A 19,373-nucleotide genomic window follows, 5' to 3' on the forward strand; every position below is an offset into this window, starting at 1 on the left:
TCAGGCGGCCGGCACCGGCACCGCCCGGGTCCCCGCGTCGTCGGCGGTGACGTCCTCGGGCGTCACCGCCGGCCCGCTGTGGCGCGTGCGGTACCAGACCACCGCGGCGACGGCCGCGTTGAGCGCGATCGGGATCAGGTAGATGACCGACCCGGCACCGGACGCGCGGTCCGTCGAGAGGTCCGACTGCAGCACGATCGCCAGGAGGAAGGCGAAGACGTTGCTGGAGGCGTGCAGCACGACGGCGGTCTCGATGCCGCCCGTGCGCCACGTGATCAGCGACCACGAGACGCCGAGGGCCACGTAGTAGAGGTTGAGCCAGAGGTCGGTGGACAGGTGGATCGTCGCGAACAGCACCGCCGAGGTGAGCGTGCCGAGCACGAGCGCGGTCCGCGGGCCACGACCCCAGCTCGCGGCGACGCGGAAGACCAGGCCGCGGAAGCCGTACTCCTCGCCGGCGCTCTGCAGCGGCACGACCAGGAGCACGATCGCGAACATGAGCATGAGGTCGAGCGGCGTCCGGCTGGTCTGCTGGTAGGGCTGGAGCGCGGTGAACGCCGTCACGTAGACCACCCAGACCGGCACCAGGACCAGGACCGCCCGGCCGAGGGCGGCGGGCCGGAAGGCGGAGACCACGGAGTGCAGCGAGGCGCCCCGCACGCCGTACAGCCAGCGCTGCAGCAGCATGCTCCACGGGATCAGCAGCGCGACGGCGCCGAACGTGGCCGCCATGGCGGCCGGGGTGAGCTCCGTACCGCCCGTGACGATGCTGTCCCGGCCGAGCAGGCCGTCGACCAGCGCGCTGAGCTGCGCGAACAGCGCGGTGAAGGCGGCCAGCCCCAGGTTCAGCAGCGCGATGGCGAGGATGCCGCGGCCGATGCGGCGCTTCTCCCCGGCGAGCACCCGGTGGTAGGGGACGCCGGCGGGGACCGGACGGGGGTGACGTGGGCGGTTTCGAGTCATGCGTCCACGTTCGGGCAGTGGGCCGCGGCGCAGAAGTGTCGGTCAGTCACCCGTTCCTCAGCGACGCGCACGAGCGACGCATGACATGTGTCATGCGCCGCTCGTGGTCGAGCTGGTCGTGCCGGCCGGGCCTACTCGCCCGCGGGGGCCGACGGCGGCCGGGTCGTGCCCGCCGGCACGGCCTCGCAGACGGTGCCGTCGTCGGGCAGCACGCCGTCGACCAGGGCGGCGTCGACCGCCTCGTCGATGCACGGCCCGCTGGTGCGGTAGGAGGTGTGGCCCACGTCCGTGCGGGTGAGCAGCACGGAGTCCTCCAGGCGCTCGGTCATGGCCTGCGCCCAGTGGTACGGCGACACGTTGTCGACCTCGCCACCGACCACGAGGACCGGGGGAGCGCCCGCGCCGTCGAGCTCACCGGTGTACCGGTCCTCGTTCGCGGCCGGCCAGAACGCGCAGTTCAGCGCGCTGAACGCGGCCCGGCTGCCCAGGCGCTCGCCGCGATCGGCGATCTCGCGGGCGGCAGCCCGGTGCTCGCCCAGGTTCCGCAGGGCGGGCCAGTCGGCGCAGCGGACGGCGGTGTGGGGCTCCTGGAGCGTGGCGAACGGGCCGCCGAACGGCGCGACCGTCAGGTTCGCGACCATGAAGTGCAGGAACGTGCCATTGCCCTGCTGGGCGGCGAGCAGCCCCGCGGCGAGCTGGGGCCACAGCGTGCGGACGCCGGCCGCGGCCCGGACACCCTCCAGCGTCATGGCGCCGTCGAGCGTCCCGCCGGGGGTGAGGCCCTCGACCGGGGGAACCTGCAGCGGCTTCTCCTCCAGGTCGGCGATCAGGGTGTCGAAGGCGGCCTCGGGGTCGCCGTCGCCGAACGCGCACGCCTCCGTGCCCTCGGCACGGCACGTCTCGAACCAGAGGTCGAGCGTCTCCTCGTTGGACTTCGCGACGTCGTCCAGCAGGCGCAGCGGGTCGTTCTGCCACAGGTCGGTGTCGACGGGGGCGTCGATCACCATCTGGCGCACGCGCTCCGGGAACAGCGTGGCGTACATGGGGCCGACCACCGTGCCGTACGAGGCGCCGTAGAACGTGACCTGCTCCTCGCCGAGCGCGGCGCGGACCTGGTCCAGGTCACGGGCGACGTTGTCGGTGGACATGCTCGCCAGGAACGCGCGGTCCTGGTGCGTGGCGCAGCCCTTCGTGAAGGTGCGGGCGTCCTTGAGGAGCTGCCCGAACGGCTTGCCGCCGGGGATCGTGGGGTCGCGGTCCTCGGCGGCCTGCTCGGCGCGCTGCTCGTCGGTGAGGCACCGGACGGCGTCCGACTCGCCGACGCCGCGCGGGTCCATGCCGACGACGTCGAAGCGCGAGACGATGTCGGCCGAGAACGGGCCCGTCTCGCCGCTGGGGTCGATGGAGCGGACCATCTCGGAGGCGGGCACGCCCGGGCCGCCGGGGTTGACGAACAGGCTGCCGATGCGCCGGTCGGGGTCGGTGGCCCGGTGCCGCACCACGGAGAGCGCGACCTGCTCGCCGTCGGGCTCGGCGTACTCCAGCGGCACCTCGACGGTGGCGCAGTCCAGGTCCGGGCCGCACTCGGCCCAGTCGACCGGGTCGGGGGTGGGGGCCGGCGGCGTCGCGTCCGGCGTCGTCGGGACGGTGCTCGCGGCCGACGCCGTGATGGCCGCGCCGGGCCCGGCGGCGCACCCGCTGACGGCCAGCGAGACGACGGCGAGCACCGTGGCTGTCAGGAGGGCGGCGTGCGGTGGGCGGGTTCGTCGAGTGGGTGAAGGCATGCGTTCGACCCTAGGAACGCCGTCCGGCCCGGACCATCGGTCGATGGGTCCGGACCCGCCGACCAAAGTCGGAGCGGCGGGACCCGGCCGGTCCCGCCGGTCAGCCTGGCTGGTCGGGGGAGTCGAGCCTGGCGTCGTGCACGAGCAGCGCCACCTGGACCCGGTTGTTGAGGCCGAGCTTGGCCAGCACGGAGGACACGTGGGTCTTGACCGTGGTGACGCCGAGGAAGAAGTGCGCGGCGATCTCGGCGTTGGACCGCCCGGCCCCGATCTCGACGGCGATCTCCCGCTCGCGCTCCCCGAGCGCGTCCAGCCGACGGCGGGCCGTGGCGCGGCGGGAGTCCTGGTCCGACTCCGCGACCCGGGTGATGAGCCGGCGCGTCACCTCCGGCGAGAGCACCGGGCGCCCTTGGGCCGCGTGCCGGATCGCGAGGACGAGCTCGTCCGGCGGCGTGTCCTTCAGCAGGAACCCCGCCGCCCCGGCCCGCAGGGCGCGCAGCACGTGGGCGTCGGCGTCGAAGGTGGTGAGCACGACCACCTGCGGGGCGGCGGGCCGGCCGCGCAGCGTCTCGGTCGCCGTCAGGCCGTCGGTGCCGGGCATCCGGATGTCCATCAGCACGACGTCGGGGTGGTGGCGCCCGGCCAGCTCCACGGCCTCCGCGCCGTCCGCCGCCTCGGCCACGACGCGCAGGTCGGGGGCGCCGTTGAGCATCATCTTGAGGCCGAAGCGGACCATGGGGTCGTCGTCGGCGATGAGGACGTCGACGACCGGCCCGCCGGGGGCGGAAGGCTCGGTCACGGGCAGGCCGGCGTCGGGCTGGTCGGCGTCAGGCACGGGGTGGGTCACGACGGCCAGGGTAGGCGTAGCCGGACGCGCCAGCCGCCCGAGCCCGTCGGCCCGTGGTCGAGCTCCCCGTCCACGAGCCGGGCGCGCTCGGCCAGCCCGGTCAGCCCGGCCCCGGCGCCCGCGCTGCCGGGATAGGCGGGCGGGCCCGACGTCGACGCGTTGGTCACCTCGGTCACGAGGTGGTCCCCGCGCCGCCCGCTGATCCGTACGACGACCGGGGCGCCGGGGGCGTGCTTGCGCGCGTTGGTCAGGCTCTCCTGGACCGCGCGGTAGACGGTGTGGCCCTGTGACTCCGAGACCTTCCCCGCGCCGGTGGTCAGCCCCGCCTCGTCCCGCAGCTCGACGGGCGTGCCGGCCTGGCGGGCCTCGTCGACGAGCTCGAGGACGTCCTCGACGGCCGGCACCGGCGACTCGCCCACGGGCGCGCGGAGCACGCCGATCACCTCGCGCAGGTCCTGGAGCGCGCGGTGCGCGTTCTCGCGGACCACCTCGGCGGCCCGCGCGACGTCCTCGGCGGGCGCGTCGCGCGCGTACGTCAGGGCGCCCGCGTGCACGCTGAGCAGGGAGAGCCGGTGGCCCAGGGCGTCGTGCATGTCGCGGGCGAGGGTCTCGCGGGCCTCGGCCTCGGAGCGCTCCGCCCGCAGCCGCGCCTCGGTCTCGGCCGCCACGGCCCGTTCCCGCAGGGAGCGTACGAGCTCGCGCCGGCTGCGCACGGACAGCCCCCACGCCACGACGGCGAGGTGCCCCAGGGCGATGATCACGTACATCGTGACCGGGGGTACCCCCGGCTCGGGCCACAGGAGCTGGTGCGTGCTGAGCGCCGCGACGCTGGTCGCGCACACCGCCGCGGTGGCCCGCGGCGAGCGGTGCACGGCGACGGTGAACACGGCGACGATGGCGGCGCTGGAGACCGTCTCGGAGAGCGTGCTCAGCGCCCCCAGGACGAGGCCGAGCGCCACGGGGAAGCGGCGTCGCCACCACAGCGCGACGCAGCCGAGCACCCCGACGACCACGTCCGCCGCCAGGAGCCAGGCCGGTCCGTTCACCTGGAGCGACCAGGAGACCAGCACCATCACGCCGGCGAACGCGATCAGCACGGCGTCGGTCACCCGGTCGCGCACCGTGTACCGGACGGTGCGCCCGGGGCTGGTCGTCGTGTCGCTCATCGCCCAGAGCCTAGGCGGTGGGCGGGGTCGTGGGCGGGGGAGCGGCCGCGGGCGTGGCCGCGGGCGCGCGCGGCGCCGGGCCCGACGACTCGCGCAGCACCAGCCCGGTCGGCAGCCGGATCTGCTCGGCGTCCTGCGTGGCCCGCCCGGCGAACTGCTCGATCAGCAGCTCGACGGCCAGCCGCCCCGCGTGCGCGCCGGGCCCGCCGAGCGTCGTCAGCGACGGGTGCACGAACTCGGAGGCGAAGATGTCGTCGAAGCCGACCACGCTGATGTCGTCCGGCACCGTGATGCCCCGCTGCGTCAGCCGGCGCACCACGCCGAACGCCAGCAGGTCGTTGTGCGCGACGATCGCCGTCGCGCCGGTGCGCAGCGCGCCGTCGGCCGCCGCGCCGCCGTTGGCGACGTTGGGCGTGTACGGGCCCACACGGTGCGCCGTCAGGCCGTGCTCCTCGGCGCCCGCGCTCAGCGCCGCCCAGCGCACGGCGCCCATCCAGGAGCCCGGCGGCCCGGCGCAGTAGGCGAAGCTCCGGTGACCCAGCGAGGCGAGGTGCTCCAGGATCTGCTGGCAGCCCGCGCCGACCGCGAGCGTGACGCTGGTCAGCCCGGCCAGCTCGCGGTTGAGCAGCACCACGCGGTGCTTCTCCGCGAGGGCGAGCAGCGCGTCGTCGGCGAGCCGGCTGGCCGCCAGGACGAACCCGTCCACGGTGGGGGACAGGTCGCGGACCTGGGTCTCCTCGATGCGCTGCGACTCCTCGGCGTTGACGATCACGAGCGTGACGTCGGACGCCTTGGCGCGTTGCTCGGCGCCGCGGATGAGCTCGAAGAAGTGCGGGTTGGTGATGTCGGACAGGACCATCGCGATGGTCCGGTGCCGCCCGCCCGGCAGCGCACGGTTCTGCGGGCTGTGCTCGTAGCCGAGCTCGGCGGCCGCGGCGAGCACCCGGCGCCGCGTCGCCTCGTTGACCCGGCCGGGCCGGTTGAAGGTGCGCGAGACCGTCGAGGCGGCCACGCCGGCCGCCTCGGCGACGTCGTAGATCGTGGGCTGCACCCGGGCATCTACGCATATGTCCGGCAACTTTGGCAACTGCTTGCGCAACTTGCCGGACGGTTTCTACTGTCGCCGCAGCTACGACGCCACACGCCGACGTGTGGCGGCGACCGCGGCGCACACGGACGTGCGCCGCCGGACGGAAGGGGCTCGTCCCGATGTACGTGAACCACGCATGAAGCACGGCCTGAGACGACTCGTTGCTCTGCTCACCGGCGTGGAGCTCGCCATCGCGTGCCTGGCCACGGCCCTGATCTTCGTGCTTATCCTGTTCCAGGCGGCGCAGCGCTACCTGCCCGTGCCGCAGATCATCTGGGCGGGCGAGCTGTCGCAGTTCGGGCTGATCTGGCTGACGTTCGTCGCGGCCGGCGTGCTGGTCACCCGCAACGGCCACATCGCCATCCAGCTCATCGACAACGTGCCCGGCCCCCTCGTGGCGCGCGTGGTGCAGACGCTCGCCATGGTCCTGGTCGCGGTCATCTCCGCGGCCTTCACCTGGGCGTGCTGGGAGCTGGTGCACTCCGCGGGCTTCCTCACCTCGCCCGCGCTGCGGCTGCCGATGTCCTGGGTCTACGCGCTCGTGCTGGTCGGCCTGGTCAGCGCGACCGTCCGCGCGGCGGTCGGCGCGGTGCAGATCGCCTGCTACGGGCCGCCGCCGCCCGACCACGCGGGCCTCCACGACGAGCTGGGTCCGGGCGCGCTCGCCGCGCCCGCGGGCCCGCCGGCAGGCCCGGCCGAGAGCGAGGGCCCGTGATGACCTCGCTGCTCCTGCTGATCACCATCATGGTGCTGCTGACCCTCCGCGTCCCGGTCGCGTTCTCGTTCCTCGGGCCCGGCCTGGGCTACCTGCTCGTCGAGGGCCAGTCGCTCGGCCTGCCGATGCGGCTGGTCGCCGACGCCACCGGCAACTTCGTGCTGCTGGCCATCCCGCTGTTCATCCTGCTCGGCGTGGTCGCCAACCACGCGGGCATCGCGGACCGCCTGTTCGACTTCGCGCTCGCCCTGTTCGGCCGGGTGCGCGGCGGGCTCGGCTACGTGAGCGTCGGCGTCAGCCTCGGCTTCTCCTGGATGAGCGGCTCCGCCGTGGCCGACGCCGCCGCGCTGAGCAAGGTCGAGATCCCGCCGATGCTGCGCGCCGGCTACTCCCGGCGGTTCGGCCTCGGCGTCGTGGGTGCGTCCGCGCTCATCGCGCCGGTCATGCCGCCGAGCATCCCGGCCGTCATCTTCGCGGGCCTCGCGACCGTGTCCACGGGCGCGCTGTTCGCGGCGTCCGTGGTGCCGGCGCTCCTGATGGTCGTCGGCCTCTGCGTGGTGGTGTTCCTGCTGGTCCGGCGTCAGCCCAACATCCGGCACGTCGGGTTCTCATGGGGGCGCGTGGGCGAGACCGGCAAGCGGGTCGTGCTGCCGCTGGGGGCGCCCGTGGTCATCCTCGGCGGCATCCTGGGCGGCCTCTTCACGCCGACCGAGGCCGCCGCCGTCGGCGCCGCGTACATGATGGCGCTCGGCTTCGCCTACCGCCGGCTCAGCGTCCGGGACCTGCCCAAGATCTTCGTCGAGACCGCGCTGACCACGGCCGCGATCATGCTGATCGTCTCGTCGGCCGCGCTGCTCGGGTACGTGCTGGCCCTGGAGCGGGTACCCCAGGCGCTGGCCGAGCTCGTGCTCGGGATCACCGACGACGGCACGGTCTTCCTGCTGCTGGTGCTGCTCCTCATGCTGGTGCTCGGCACGGTCGGCGACGCGACCCCGATCCTCGTGCTCGTCGTGCCGATCCTGATGCCGATCGCCACCGCCCTGGGCGTCGACCCGCTCGTGCTCGGCGTCGTGATGATCATCTCGCTGATGATCGGCCTGCTCACGCCCCCGGTCGGCACGGTCCTCTTCGTCCTCAGCTCGACCCAGAAGGTGCCGGTCGCCGAGGTCTTCTGGGGCACCCTCCCGTTCATGGTGCCGCTGACCCTGTGCTGCGTCCTGATCATCTTCTTCCCCGGCCTCGCCACCTGGCTGCCGGGCGTGCTCGGCCTCTGACCCGAAAGGAACCCTCATGAACGTTCGTCGCACCGCCGCCGCGAGCGCGGCCGTGGTCCTGCCCCTCGCCCTGCTCACCGCCTGCGGTGGCACCGGGCCCGACGACGCCGCCGGAGGCGGCGAGGTCGTGCTGACGCTCGCCCACAGCTACACCGAGGACCAGCCGCAGCACGTCTGCGGCGCCCAGGTCATCAAGGAGGAGGCCGAGGCCGCCGACGTCGGGATCACCGTCGAGGTCTACCCCAACAGCCAGCTCGGCGGGGACGCCGACCGGATCGCGTCGGTGCAGGCCAGCGACGTGGACATCGACATCCAGGGCGCCTCGGCGCTCGCGGCCGTGTACGAGCCGGCCGGCGTCGTGGACGCGGTCTACGTGTTCGACGACGCCGCGCACCTCGCCCGGTTCTTCGCCGACGGCTCGGCCGACCAGCTCGCGGCCGACTTCAAGGAGGCCTCCGGGGGCGTGTCGATCCTCGGCGCCTGGTCGGCCGGGGCCCGGCAGTTCACCGCGGACCGGCCCATCCGCGAGCCCGCGGACCTCGACGGGCTGCGCATGCGGTTCCCGGGCTCCGCGCAGTACCTGCTCAACGCCCAGGCCCTGGGCGCGCAGGCCACGGAGGTCGCCTACGAGGAGCTGTACCTCGCCCTGCAGCAGGGGGTCGTCGACGGGCAGGAGAACCCGCTGACCAACATCCACGCCAGCAACCTCGTCGAGGTGCAGGAGTACCTGAGCATGTCCGACCACGGGCAGAACTCGAACCTGATCGTGGCCGCGCCGTCGTACGACGCCGAGCTGGACGACGACCAGCGCGCCGCCCTGGACGCGGCCGTCGCGGCCGCCGTCGAACGCATGCCCGGCTGCGTGGACGAGGCCGAGCAGGAGATCCTCGACGCCTGGGCGCAGGAGGGCGCCGTCGAGATCGTCGACGACGTGGACCAGGAGGCGTTCGCGGAGCGGACCGACGCCTGGTTCCAGGAGAACCTGCAGGGCGACTCGCTCGTGGTCTACGAGGCCATCCGGGGCTCCGCGCAGTGACGCCGCGCGGCCGGGACGAGCGGCCCGGGCGCCGGTACCGGGTGGCGCTCCTGGGCAACGGCATCGGGGCCTCGCTGTCGCCCGCGCTGCACGTGGCGGAGGCGCGGCACCTCGGCCTCGACTACACCTACCGCACGGTCGACCTCCTCGGCCGGGCGCGGGTGGACCTGGGCGCGGAGCTCCGCCTGCTGGAGGACGCCGGGTACGCCGCCACCAACGTGACCCACCCCTACAAGCAGGCCGTCCTGGAGCACGTGACCGACCTCAGCCCCACCGCGCGGCGCCTCGGCTCCGCCAACCTGGTGCTGCTCGACGGCGGCCGCCGCACCGCGCACAACACCGACCAGCCGGGGTTCCGGGGCGCGCTCGCGGGGTTCCTCGGGGACGACGGCGCCCGGGGCACAGTTCTCCAGGTCGGCGCCGGGGGAGCGGGGCGCGCCACCGTCGCCGCCCTGCTCGACCTGGGGGTGGGCACCGTCGTCGTGCACGACGCCGACCCGGCGGCCGTCGCGACCCTGCTCGACCGGTTCACCGACGCCGTCGGCCCCCAGGGCTCCGGACCGCCCCGGCTGCTGGGCAGCGGCGGCCGGCTGGAGCACTGGCTGCCCCGGGCCGACGGCGTCGTGCACGTGACCCCGGTCGGCATGGCCGAGCACCCCGGGGTCGCGTTCGACGTCGGCCGGCTCGGCCCCGCGGCCTGGGTCGCCGAGGTGGTCTACCGGCCCCTGGAGACGGAGCTGCTGCGCCGCGCGCGGGCGCGCGGCCTGGCGACGCTCGACGGCGGCGGCATGGCCGTGGGCCAGGCCGTCGAGAGCCTGCGCCTCATCACCGGCCTCGAACCCGACGCCGCGCGCATGCACGCGCACTTCCGCCGGCTCGTCGCCGGCCCCGACACCTCAGCCGCACCCGACCCCCTGGAGGAGGCCTGACATGCGCAGGTCCATCGCGACCGTCTGCCTCAGCGGCAGCCTGGAGGACAAGCTCCACGCCTGCGCCGACGCCGGGTTCGACGGCGTCGAGATCTTCGAGCCCGACCTCGTCGTCACCGACCGCAGCCCCGAGGAGATCCGGGCGCTCGCGGACCGGCTCGGCCTGAGCCTGGACCTGTACCAGCCGTTCCGCGACTTCGAGGGCGTGGGCCCCGGCCAGCTCGAGGACAACCTGCGCCGGGCCCGGGCGCGGTTCGAGACCATGCGGCGCCTCGGCGTCGGCACCGTGCTGGTGTGCAGCAACGTCGCGACCGCCACCACCGGCTCCGACGAGGTGGCGGCCGAGCAGCTGCGCCACCTGGGCGACCTCGCGGCGTCGTACGGCGTCCGCGTGGCCTACGAGGCGCTGGCCTGGGGCCGGTACGTGGACGACTACCGGCGCTCCTGGGAGATCGCGCGGCTCGCCGACCACGAGGCGGTCGGCGTGTGCCTGGACAGCTTTCACATCCTCTCGCGCGGGCACGACCCCGCCGGGATCGAGGAGATCCCGGGGGAGAAGATCTTCTTCGTCCAGCTCGCGGACGCCCCGGCGCTCACCATGGACGTGCTCTCCTGGAGCCGGCACCACCGGCTGTTCCCCGGCGAGGGGGCGTGGGACCTCGGGCGGTTCGTCACCCACCTCGTCCGAGCGGGGTACACCGGGCCGCTGTCGCTGGAGGTCTTCAACGACGTCTTCCGGCAGACCGACACCCGGCGCACCGCCCGGCACGCCCTGCGCTCCCTCGTCTGGCTGGAGGATCGGGCGGCCCGGCTCCTGGCCGACGACGACGGCGCCGGCGACGGTTCCGCGGGCGAACGCGCAACGGCCGCCGGGGTCGCGCTCGACCGGATCGCCGACGTGGACGTGCCCACGGGCTACGACTACGTGGAGATCAAGGCCGAGGACACCGGCGAGGTCGAGGTGGTGCTCGACCAGCTCGGGCTGTCCTTCCGGGGCCAGCACCGGACCAAGCCGGTGCGCCTGTGGTCGTCGGGCGGCGCGCGGATCGTGCTCAACGAGCAGCACGCGCGGGACCTGAAACCGCACCTCGCGGGGATCGGCCTCGGCGTGGCCGACGCGGGCGCGGCGAGCGACCGGGCCAGGGCCCTGGCGGTGCGGGCGGCACCCCGCCGCACCCAGGCCGGGGAGGCCGACCTGGCCGGGTTCGTGGCGCCGAGCGGGCTCGAGGTGTTCCTGAACGACCGGCGCACCGAGACCGACGCCGGCCCGGAGCCCGCCTGGGCCGCCGAGTTCCACCGCGGCCGCCCGGGCGGCGCCGGCGAGATCGCCGGGATCGACCACGTCAACGTCTCGCACGGCTGGGACACCCACGACGAGGCGGTGCTCTTCTGGACCACCGTGCTCGGGCTGGAGCGGCCGACGGCGACCGAGGCCGCCGGCCCGCAGGGACTGGTCCGCAGCCAGGTGGTGCGCACGCGGGACGGCGCCGTGCGCATCTCCCTGAACGTCGGGCCCGTCGCCGTCTCCCACCCGCAGCACGTCGCCCTGGCCTGCACCGACATCTTCGAGGTCGCCCGCCGGGCGCAGGACCGCGGGCTGCGCAGGGTGCCGGTGCCCGACAACTACTACGACGACCTACGGGCCCGGTTCGGGCTCGACGACGCGACGCTGGACCGCCTGCGCGACCACCAGCTCATGTACGACCGCTCGGCGGCCGGCGAGTTCTGGCACTTCTACACGCCCCCGGTCGGGCGGGTGTGCTTCGAGGTGGTCCAGCGCGGCGGCGCCTACGACGTCTACGCCGGGGACAACACCCCGGTGCTCCTCGCGGCCCAGGACCGCCTGGACCGGGAGGCTGCCGGGGCTAGCGGGACGACGCGTCGTCGTCCGCCGCCGGCGGGTCGTCCACCAGCCGCGGGTCCGTGAGCAGGCCGGGGATCAGCTCCGCCACCACCGGTCCGGGCACGTCGGGCAGCAGCTCGTCGGCCTCCAGCTCGGTCTCCAGCTGCTCCTCCAGCTGGTCGTGGCCGGCGACGGGCTCGGGCCGCTCGCCGGTCCCGATCCGCTCCAGGTAGGTGCGTCCCGCCGCCCGGACGGCCGCCACGACCTCGCCGGAGGTCAGGTCGCCCGGCGCACGGCCGAGCTGGGGCAGCACGGCCCGGCGCTCGGCCGCCGCGCGCAGGCTCGCCGCCTGCGACTCCGCCCGCTCCGGTCCCGCCGACAGGTTCTGCGCCATCCGCAGCGGCAGCACCTCCACCTCGATGCCCCGTTCGAGCGCGACCTGCTCGACGGCGGCCACCAGGGCCTCCTGGTAGGCCGCCTCGTCCCGCTGGGACAGGGCGTCGACCGCGTCCCGGTCGGCCATGGCCGACCGGGTCAGCGGGTGCTGGGGCCCGAACGTCTCGTGCAGCTCGCGGATCTGCTCGTCGAGCCGGCTGTACTCCGCCCAGCCGTCCACGCCGAACCGGGCCAGGACCTCGCCCGCGTCGACCCAGAGCTGGACCGCCGGGGCGGCATCGTTCCCGTCAGATCCGGCGTCGACCGTCTCGGCGTCCGCCGCGCGGTCCCCGGGCTCGAGCGTGCTGTGCAGCCGCAGCGTCAGCGCGATCTCGTCGGCGAGCTCGACGGCCAGCTCCAGGTCGGCGGTGACGTCCGGGACCAGCCCGTCCTCGACGTCCAGCCGGGTCGTGGTCGGCGCGGCCGTCGGCGCCTCCGCCCCGGTCAGGGACCTGCCGGCGTACGTCCTGCCCACGGGTCGCGTGGTGGTGGCGTCGTCGGCGGTGCTCGGGGCTGTCGGCTCGTCGTCGAGCCGGCGGGTGTCGCTCGTGGTCATCGGTGTTCCTCCGGTCGGCGTCATACGTCTCCCTGGGGTCCTGACGAGGACGGGGCGGACGGACGCGTCGTACGCGAATGGTGCGCCTCGCCCTCCCGAGCCGGGGCGCGGTGCGTGCACCGTGCGAGCGGAGAGGGATGCGGAACGGAGGCAGGCCGTCTGCTTGACCCGGGGGCAACAGTACCCTCACCGGTGCGCCGGGGTGACGAAAAATGCCGTGACCTCCCGGAACGCGCCCCGAAAACGGGACACGCGCCAAAAAAATGTGCCAGGCGAACCCGTGTCCCGCCTAGGGTGAGTCGATGCGCGAGACACCCGACGAGCTGAACCGGCTCCAGACCCTCCTCGATGCCTCCCTCTCCCGCTCGACGACCCATCTGCGGTCCATCGTCGACGAGCACACGATGACCGCCGAACAGGTCACCCAGGTGCTGACCGGCATGTGCACCCTCGCCCTGTCCACGGTCACCGCCACGGGCGAACCGCGGATCAGCGGTGCGGACGGGCACTTCCTGCACGGCGAGTGGTACTTCGGCACCGCGCGCAGCGCCGCCAAGGCGCGGCACCTCACCGCGCGTCCCGCGGCGAGCGTCGCGCACATGCGCGGCGAGGACCTCGGCGTGTTCGCGCACGGCACGGTCGAGGTGCTCAACCCCGAGGGCGGCGAGCCCTCCGACCGCTGGCCGGAGGCGCTCGCCTACCTCAAGGAGTTCTACGGCGACGACGCGTTCGACTGGGACCGGGACGTGGTCTACTTCCGGCTCCGTCCGCACTGGATGACGGTCTACGCGCCGGACGTCGCCAAGCTCCTGGCCGCCTGACGACGCCCGGCCCGCCGCCGCTAGGCCTCGGACCGGGCGATGTCGCCCCGGGTCCAGTCGGGGAGCAGGTCGTCGTAGAACGCGCTGACGTCGTCGGCCGGCGTGTCCTGCGGCGACTGCCCGGAGAAGCCGCCCGGGCACCCGGGGGCCGGCATCTTCCAGACGCCGCCGGCGACGAGCTGCGTGCCGACCTGCGGGAACCGGTCGAAGTCGCAGCGCTCGCCGTACTCTCCGCACTGGACGCGGCCGCCGTCGGGCAGGTCGGAGTAGGAGGAGACCTGCTGCAGGTCGCCCCCGCGGCGGGCCTGGTCGAACCCCGTGTCGCAGTCGATGGCCGTCCAGTCGCCCGAGGCGTCCTCGGCGGACGCGCCGACCTGGAGGCCGGTCATCGAGACCCGGCTGAGGGTGAACGCCGAGGCCGCCTCCGGGTCGGCCTCGACCCGGACGCCGTCGAGGCTCGTGTCCACGAAGGACGTGTCACCCTCTGGCGACCGGAACATCGACCCGAACAGCACCGCGCCGTCGAAGGTCGCGCCGTCGAGGTTGCCGCCGATCGACGCCGCCGGCGCGAAGAGGTTGACGGCCGACACCCCTTCGAGCGAACCGTCCACGAGGAGCGCGCCGGTGAGGTTGGCGCCGTCGAGGCGCGCGCCCGTCAGGTCCGCCCCGGTGAAGTCGGCGCACGTCTCCACGCTGTTCCGCGCCCAGCCGCCCGTGGCCTCGTAGTGGACCGGGCAGCCCAGGTCCATCCCCGACAGGTCGGCGTCGCGCAGGTTCATCCCGCGGAACGGCTTCACGCCGTCGGGGGCGTCGCGGATCGTCTCGCGGATGAACTGCACGTTGGCCAGCACCTGGTCGCGTTCGGCGCGCTCGGTCTCGACGGCCTGGGTCTGCTGCTCGCGCCGGTCGTCGATCCACGCCTGGTAGCCCGCCAGCAGCAGGCCGACGACGAGGCTGGACACCACGCCGATCGCCACGTCGATGACCCACCGCCGGTCGGGTCGCGGCTCGGCCGGCTCGGACGGCGGTGCGAACGAGGGCTCCGGACGCGGCGGAGCCTCCTCGAGAACTGTTCCCATGTCGTGCAAGAACCTCCATCAGATCGAACAAAGCCGACATAGTGTGACGAAACGCCCGACGGTGCGCAACGAAATCCGGTCCGTGTGCTTGGGTCGGTGCATGGCACGGTGGATCGAGGTCGCCGACGGCGTCCTGGTGCGGCGCTACCAGGAGCTGGACCTGTCGCTCGGGCTGATTGTGGGCGGCACGTCGTGCCTGGTCGTGGACACCGGCGGCGACGCCGGGCAGGGCGCCGAGCTCGCCGCGGCGGTGCGCGAGGTGACGCCGCTGCCGTGGCAGGTGGTGCTCACCCACTCCCACTTCGACCACAGCTTCGGCACCGAGGCCTTCGTGCCGTGCGCCGTCTGGGCGCAGCGCGGGTGCCGGGCCGACCTGGTGGCGACCGGGGCGCAGCAGCGCGAGGTGTGGGCGCGGTTCTACCGCGAGCGCGGCGAGCCCGACGTCGGCGACCGGGTCGCGGCCGTCCGGCCCGTGCTGCCCGACCACCTGGTCGACGACCGGGCGGAGCTGGACCTCGGCGGCCGGAGCGTCGTCCTGCGCCACTTCGGGCCTGCGCACTCCGACCACGACCTGGTGGTGCACGTCCCGGACGCCTCGGTGGTGTTCGCGGGCGACCTCGTGGAGCACGGCGCGCCGCCCCAGTTCGACGACGCCCAGCCCCAGGGCTGGCCGACGGCGCTGGACGGCGTGCTCGGGCTGGACGCCGCGACCGTCCTGCCGGGCCACGGCGCCCCGGTGGACCGCGGCTTCGTCCGGGCCCAGCGCGACGAGCTGGCGCTCGTCGCCGAGCTGTGCCGGGAGGTCGCCTCCGGAGTGCTTACCGCGGAGCAGGCCGTGGCGCGCTCGCCCTACCCGGAGGAGCCCACACGGGCCGCGCTCGCGCGGATATCATGAACCAGCCCGTCTGGAGGAGGCCGCAGATGACGACCACGGACCTGAGCTTCACCGATCCGGAGCTCGACCCGCAGCTCACCGACGCCCAGTGGGAGAAGCTGATCGCCCACGCGACGCCGCGTGACGTGGACCGGGGCGACTACGTCTTCCGGTCCGGCGAGCGCGACTACCCGATGGTGCTGGTCGAGTCCGGCGAGGTCGAGGTGGTGCGGGACGCGCTGCGCTGGATCGGCGAGGAGGTCGTGGCGACCATGGGACCCCGCTCGTTCGCGGGCGAGCTGGGGCTGCTCAACGGGCAGAGCGCGTTCCTGTCGGCCCGGGCGACGGGCCCCGGCCGCGTCTGGTGCCTCGCGCGCCCGGACCTGCGGCGCATCCTGGCCCAGGAGGACGAGCTCGGCGACGCGATCCTGCACGCGCTGTGGGCCCGCCGGGAGCTGCTGCGGCGCGGCCCGGCGGCGCTGACCCTCAAGTTCGTCGGCTACGAGGCGTCGGCGGAGTTCCTCGCGCTGCGCCGCTTCGCCGAGCGGCTCGACCTGGTGCACACCGCCGTCCCGATGCCCCCGGACGGCTCCCTGTCGCACCCCCTGCACGACTACGCCCCCGAGGACCTGCCCATCGCGTTCGTCCAGGGCGAGCCGATCGTGCGGGCAACGCCAGGCGTCATCGCCGACCAGCTCGGGCTGAGCTACGAGGCCACCGACGACGACGTCGTGGACCTCGTCGTGATCGGCGGCGGGCCGGCCGGCCTGGCGGCGTCGATCTACGCCGCCTCGGAGGGGCTGAGCACGCTGCTGCTGGAGGCCATCGCGCCGGGCGGGCAGGCGGCGTCGACCTCCCGGATCGAGAACTTCCTCGGGTTCCCGTTCGGGGTGAGCGGCGGTGCCCTCATCGGCCAGGCGACGCTGCAGGCCATCAAGTTCGGGGTGCGCGTGTGCGCGCCGTGCGAGACGGCGGCGCTGCGCCCAGCCGGCGACGAGCTGGAGCTGACGCTCACCGACGGCCGCACCATCCGCGCCCGCTCCGCGATCGTCGCGTCCGGGGCGGCCTACCGGCGGCTGCGCCTGGAGCGCTGGGAGGACTTCGAGGGGGCCGGCATCCACTACGCGGCGACCCCGCTGGAGCTCAAGCAGGTCACCGAGTCGCCCGTGGTCGTCGTCGGCGGGGCGAACTCCGCCGGCCAGGCCGCCCTGTACCTCGCGGCGAACGGCTGCCCCGTGCACCTCGTCGTCCGCGGCACGGACCTCGGCGCGCGGATGTCGTCCTACCTGGTCGACCGCCTCATCGAGGACCCCCGCATCCAGGTGCACCGCAGCTCGAACATCGTGGGGCTGGACGGCAACGGGCACCTGGAGTCCGTGTCGATCGACACGGCCGGCCCCGTCGAGGCGCGGGGCCTGTTCTGCTTCATCGGGGCCGAGCCCGCGACGTCGTGGGTCCAGGCGCTCGACCGGGACCAGGCGGGCTTCATCCGCACCGGGGTCGACGTCTCGCCGGAGGCGCTCGCCGGGTGGGAGCCGCTCGGCCGCGGCCCGCTCCCGTTCGAGACGTCCGTGCCGCGGGTCTTCGCCGTCGGCGACGTGCGCCGGGGCTCGATGAAGCGCGTCGCGGCCGCCGTCGGCGAGGGGTCGAGCGCCGTCGCCTCGGTGCACCAGGTGCTCGGGGTTCCGGTCGCCTGATCCTTCCCCTGACGGGCCGGGGGCCGAGCCGGGGTCTGGCAGAACCTCCCACCCGGCCCGCCGCCGTCGTACCGTCGGGAGCATGGACGACCGAGCCGAGGTGCGCGAGTTCCTCATGTCCCGCCGCGCGCGCGTGACGCCCCAGCAGGCGGGCGTCGAGACGTACGGCGACCTCCGCCGGGTGGCGGGTCTGCGCCGCGAGGAGGTCGCCCGGCTGGCCGGCGTGAGCATCGACTACTACACGCGCCTGGAGCGCGGGAACCTGCGCGGCGTGTCCGACGCCGTGCTGGAGTCGGTCGCGCGCGCCCTGCTGCTCGACGCCGCCGAGCGCGACCACCTGTTCGACCTGGCGCGCACGGCCAACCCCGTGGGGCTGCGGCCGCGCCGGCAGCAGGGCGACACACCCGTGCGGCCGGAGCTGCAGTACCTGCTGGACGCGATCACCACGGCCCCGGCCTTCGTCGGGAACAACCGTATGGACCTGGTGGCGGCCAACGCGCTGGGCCTGGCGATGTACTCGCCGCTCCTGGAGGACCCGGCCCGGCCGGTGAACTTCTCGCGGCACATCTTCCTGGACCCCGCGGCGCACGACTTCTACCCGGACTGGGAGCGGGCGGCGTGGACCAACGTCACGATCCTGCGCCGGGAGGCGGGCCGCAGCCCGCGCGACAAGCGGCTGCAGGCGCTGGTGGGCGAGCTGTCCACGCGGAGCGAGGAGTTCCGCGCGCTGTGGGCGGCGCACGACGTGCGCCGGCACTACGCGGGGCAGAAGACGTTCCGGCACCCCGTGGTCGGGGAGCTGGAGCTGCACTACCAGACGCTCGAGCTCCACGGGGACCCGGGCCTGTCGATGACCACCTACCTGGCGACGCCGGGGTCACCCACCGAGGACTCGCTGCGCCTGCTCGCCTCGTGGGCCGCCACCGACGACGCCGCGCGCGTCGTCCGGCTCTCCGCGTCCTGACGGTCGTCGTCCCGCGGGCCGGGCACGGTGCTCGGGCCGGGCCGGCGGGCGAGGGCCCGCCGGGCGAGCAGCAGGTACGCGCCCAGCGCGAGGGCGACCGAGGCCGTGGTGACGACGCCCAGGGGCAGGATCGTGGCCGCCCCCGCGACGCCGACCAGGGGCGCGGTGACCCCGCCGAAGCCGAACCGGACCATGCCGAGCAGCGACGACGCCGTGCCGGCGAGCCGGGGGTACCCGACCAGGGCGAGCGTGGTCGCGGGCGGTGACGTGAGGGCGACGCCGCTGGCCAGCGCCAGGAGCGAGACGACCACCACCCACAGCGGGACGGCGGTCAGGCCCGCGCCCAGGAGCCCGAGGGCGCCGGCGCCCGCCACGGCGATGCCGATGCCGAGGGTGCCGGGCACGCTCCAGCGCTCGGCGGCACGCCCGCCGAGGAAGCCGAAGAGCATGAACCCGGCCGAGTTGAGGCCGAACGCGAGGGCGTAGCCCTGCGGCGAGAGCCCGTAGATGCCCTGCAGCACGAAGGTGGCGCCCGACAGGTAGGCGAACAGCGCCGCGTACAGGAAGCCCTGGTTCAGCACCGCGCCCAGGAACACGCGGTCGGCCAGGAGCACCCGGAAGTCGCGCCCGGTCTGCGCGAAGCCGCCCGTGGTGCGCCGCGCGGCGGGCAGGGTCTCGGGGAAGGCCGTTGCGGTGATCACGAGGAGCACCGCGCCGACGGCGGCGAGCAGCACGAACAGGCCGCGCCAGTCGGTCACGGCGCTGAGCTGACCGCCCAGCAGCGGCCCGACGATCGCGGCGAGCCCGCCCGTCACCGTCAGGCGCCCGTAGAACCGGATCAGCGCGCCGCCGGAGAACACGTCGCGCCCGGCGGCCTGGGCGATCACGATGCCGACCCCGCCGGCCAGGCCCTGCACCAGCCGGGCGGCGATCAGGAGCTCCACGGTCGGGCTCGCCGCGCACAGCGCCGACGTCACGACGTAGGCCACGACCCCGACCAGCAGGACGCCGCGGCGGCCGAACCGGTCCGACAGCGGCCCCGCGACGAGCTGCCCGAGGGCGAGGCCGACCAGGCAGGCGGTCACGGTGAACTGTGCGACGGACGTCGCCGCGCCGAGCTCGGCCGTCAGCGCGGGCAGGGCGGGTAGGTACAGGTCCATGGAGATGGGCCCGAACACGGTCAGCAGCAGGAGCAGCGCGGGCAGGAAGCGGGACATGCCCCCACCCTCGCCGCCCGGACGACGCCGTGGGAGTCCCTGCCGGAACCCCCTTCGACGGCCGCTGCCGCGCGGGTTCGCGG

Annotated in this window: 17 protein-coding genes; 9 read left to right on the forward strand and 8 right to left on the reverse strand. The window is 74.4% G+C overall.

The features are described from left to right. From FHX71_RS05750 to FHX71_RS05770, 5 genes are all read right to left on the reverse strand, one after another. Nucleotides 1-963 (reverse strand): CPBP family intramembrane glutamic endopeptidase, encoded by a 963-nt coding sequence (locus FHX71_RS05750; protein ID WP_182614821.1) that lies wholly within the window; start codon nucleotides 961-963, stop codon nucleotides 1-3. Between the two features lie 131 nt (nucleotides 964-1,094). Further along, nucleotides 1,095-2,747 (reverse strand): alpha/beta hydrolase, encoded by a 1,653-nt coding sequence (locus FHX71_RS05755; RefSeq protein ID WP_182614822.1) that lies wholly within the window; start codon nucleotides 2,745-2,747, stop codon nucleotides 1,095-1,097. Nucleotides 2,748-2,847: 100 nt separating this feature from the next. After that, the gene (locus tag FHX71_RS05760) at nucleotides 2,848-3,546 is read right to left on the reverse strand and encodes a response regulator (protein WP_182618501.1); all 699 of its coding nucleotides are present in this window, start codon (nucleotides 3,544-3,546) and stop codon (nucleotides 2,848-2,850) included. Between the two features lie 44 nt (nucleotides 3,547-3,590). Continuing rightward, nucleotides 3,591-4,760, reverse strand: coding sequence for a sensor histidine kinase (locus tag FHX71_RS05765; RefSeq protein ID WP_182614823.1), 1,170 nt, complete (start codon nucleotides 4,758-4,760; stop codon nucleotides 3,591-3,593). Nucleotides 4,761-4,770: 10 nt separating this feature from the next. Further along, nucleotides 4,771-5,811, reverse strand: a complete 1,041-nt coding sequence (locus FHX71_RS05770; RefSeq protein WP_182614824.1) for a LacI family DNA-binding transcriptional regulator — start codon at nucleotides 5,809-5,811, stop codon at nucleotides 4,771-4,773. Nucleotides 5,812-5,986: 175 nt separating this feature from the next. On the opposite strand from FHX71_RS05770, the gene FHX71_RS05775 reads away from it, so the two are divergent. The 5 genes from FHX71_RS05775 to FHX71_RS05795 are packed head-to-tail and all read left to right on the forward strand — an operon-like array spanning nucleotide 5,987 to nucleotide 11,731. After that, complete coding sequence (locus FHX71_RS05775; protein WP_182614825.1) at nucleotides 5,987-6,565, forward strand: TRAP transporter small permease; 579 nt, start codon at nucleotides 5,987-5,989, stop codon at nucleotides 6,563-6,565. Then, nucleotides 6,565-7,839, forward strand: coding sequence for a TRAP transporter large permease (locus tag FHX71_RS05780; RefSeq protein WP_182614826.1), 1,275 nt, complete (start codon nucleotides 6,565-6,567; stop codon nucleotides 7,837-7,839). Before FHX71_RS05775 ends, FHX71_RS05780 begins: the two co-directional genes overlap by 1 nt. A 16-nt stretch (nucleotides 7,840-7,855) precedes the next feature. Next, the gene (locus FHX71_RS05785) at nucleotides 7,856-8,875 is read left to right on the forward strand and encodes a DctP family TRAP transporter solute-binding subunit (RefSeq protein WP_182614827.1); all 1,020 of its coding nucleotides are present in this window, start codon (nucleotides 7,856-7,858) and stop codon (nucleotides 8,873-8,875) included. Next, nucleotides 8,872-9,804 carry a shikimate dehydrogenase gene (locus FHX71_RS05790; protein WP_182614828.1) on the forward strand — a complete coding sequence of 311 codons (933 nt, stop codon included), beginning with the start codon at nucleotides 8,872-8,874 and terminating at the stop codon, nucleotides 9,802-9,804. The genes FHX71_RS05785 and FHX71_RS05790 overlap by 4 nt, the downstream gene beginning before the upstream one ends. Before the next feature lies 1 nt (nucleotide 9,805). Then, a complete protein-coding gene (locus FHX71_RS05795; protein WP_182614829.1) occupies nucleotides 9,806-11,731 on the forward strand; it encodes a sugar phosphate isomerase/epimerase and 4-hydroxyphenylpyruvate domain-containing protein in 1,926 nt (641 codons plus the stop codon). Here the strand turns inward: FHX71_RS05795 and FHX71_RS05800 are convergent. Continuing rightward, nucleotides 11,670-12,638: a hypothetical protein gene (locus FHX71_RS05800; protein WP_182614830.1), complete on the reverse strand. Its 969-nt coding sequence runs from the start codon at nucleotides 12,636-12,638 to the stop codon at nucleotides 11,670-11,672. The genes FHX71_RS05795 and FHX71_RS05800 overlap by 62 nt on opposite strands. A 302-nt stretch (nucleotides 12,639-12,940) precedes the next feature. Between FHX71_RS05800 and FHX71_RS05805 the strand changes: the two genes are divergently transcribed. Next, nucleotides 12,941-13,459: a pyridoxamine 5'-phosphate oxidase family protein gene (locus FHX71_RS05805; protein WP_182614831.1), complete on the forward strand. Its 519-nt coding sequence runs from the start codon at nucleotides 12,941-12,943 to the stop codon at nucleotides 13,457-13,459. A 20-nt stretch (nucleotides 13,460-13,479) separates the two neighbouring features. Here the strand turns inward: FHX71_RS05805 and FHX71_RS05810 are convergent, their stop codons facing one another. Continuing rightward, entirely contained in the window at nucleotides 13,480-14,538 is a 1,059-nt protein-coding gene (locus FHX71_RS05810) for a pentapeptide repeat-containing protein (RefSeq protein WP_182614832.1), read from the reverse strand. Between the two features lie 100 nt (nucleotides 14,539-14,638). On the opposite strand from FHX71_RS05810, the gene FHX71_RS05815 reads away from it, so the two are divergent. From FHX71_RS05815 to FHX71_RS05825, 3 genes are all read left to right on the forward strand, one after another. Continuing rightward, nucleotides 14,639-15,433, forward strand: a complete 795-nt coding sequence (locus FHX71_RS05815) for an MBL fold metallo-hydrolase (RefSeq protein WP_182614833.1) — start codon at nucleotides 14,639-14,641, stop codon at nucleotides 15,431-15,433. A gap of 26 nt (nucleotides 15,434-15,459) precedes the next feature. Then, entirely contained in the window at nucleotides 15,460-17,109 is a 1,650-nt protein-coding gene (locus tag FHX71_RS05820; RefSeq protein WP_182614834.1) for an FAD-dependent oxidoreductase, read from the forward strand. Between the two features lie 82 nt (nucleotides 17,110-17,191). Further along, a complete protein-coding gene (locus tag FHX71_RS05825) occupies nucleotides 17,192-18,073 on the forward strand; it encodes a helix-turn-helix transcriptional regulator (protein ID WP_182614835.1) in 882 nt (293 codons plus the stop codon). Here FHX71_RS05825 and FHX71_RS05830 read toward each other — a convergent pair. Then, nucleotides 17,968-19,290 carry a multidrug effflux MFS transporter gene (locus tag FHX71_RS05830; protein WP_246402248.1) on the reverse strand — a complete coding sequence of 441 codons (1,323 nt, stop codon included), beginning with the start codon at nucleotides 19,288-19,290 and terminating at the stop codon, nucleotides 17,968-17,970. The two genes, FHX71_RS05825 and FHX71_RS05830, sit on opposite strands and share 106 nt — an antisense overlap. Nucleotides 19,291-19,373: the final 83 nt, after the last annotated feature.

It is taken from the genome of Promicromonospora sukumoe (assembly GCF_014137995.1).
Classification (GTDB): domain Bacteria; phylum Actinomycetota; class Actinomycetes; order Actinomycetales; family Cellulomonadaceae; genus Promicromonospora; species Promicromonospora sukumoe.

Bases quoted from the DNA above. Each gene is read 5' to 3' on its own strand.
- FHX71_RS05750 (WP_182614821.1), bottom strand. From the start codon at position 963: ATGACTCGAAACCGCCCACGTCACCCCCGTCCGGTCCCCGCCGGCGTC.
- FHX71_RS05755 (WP_182614822.1), bottom strand. From the start codon at position 2,747: ATGCCTTCACCCACTCGACGAACCCGCCCACCGCACGCCGCCCTCCTG.
- FHX71_RS05765 (WP_182614823.1), bottom strand. From the start codon at position 4,760: ATGAGCGACACGACGACCAGCCCCGGGCGCACCGTCCGGTACACGGTG.
- FHX71_RS05775 (WP_182614825.1), top strand. From the start codon at position 5,987: ATGAAGCACGGCCTGAGACGACTCGTTGCTCTGCTCACCGGCGTGGAG.
- FHX71_RS05780 (WP_182614826.1), top strand. From the start codon at position 6,565: ATGACCTCGCTGCTCCTGCTGATCACCATCATGGTGCTGCTGACCCTC.
- FHX71_RS05785 (WP_182614827.1), top strand. From the start codon at position 7,856: ATGAACGTTCGTCGCACCGCCGCCGCGAGCGCGGCCGTGGTCCTGCCC.
- FHX71_RS05795 (WP_182614829.1), top strand. From the start codon at position 9,806: ATGCGCAGGTCCATCGCGACCGTCTGCCTCAGCGGCAGCCTGGAGGAC.
- FHX71_RS05800 (WP_182614830.1), bottom strand. From the start codon at position 12,638: ATGACCACGAGCGACACCCGCCGGCTCGACGACGAGCCGACAGCCCCG.
- FHX71_RS05805 (WP_182614831.1), top strand. From the start codon at position 12,941: ATGCGCGAGACACCCGACGAGCTGAACCGGCTCCAGACCCTCCTCGAT.
- FHX71_RS05810 (WP_182614832.1), bottom strand. From the start codon at position 14,538: ATGGGAACAGTTCTCGAGGAGGCTCCGCCGCGTCCGGAGCCCTCGTTC.
- FHX71_RS05815 (WP_182614833.1), top strand. From the start codon at position 14,639: ATGGCACGGTGGATCGAGGTCGCCGACGGCGTCCTGGTGCGGCGCTAC.
- FHX71_RS05820 (WP_182614834.1), top strand. From the start codon at position 15,460: ATGACGACCACGGACCTGAGCTTCACCGATCCGGAGCTCGACCCGCAG.
- FHX71_RS05825 (WP_182614835.1), top strand. From the start codon at position 17,192: ATGGACGACCGAGCCGAGGTGCGCGAGTTCCTCATGTCCCGCCGCGCG.
- FHX71_RS05830 (WP_246402248.1), bottom strand. From the start codon at position 19,290: ATGTCCCGCTTCCTGCCCGCGCTGCTCCTGCTGCTGACCGTGTTCGGG.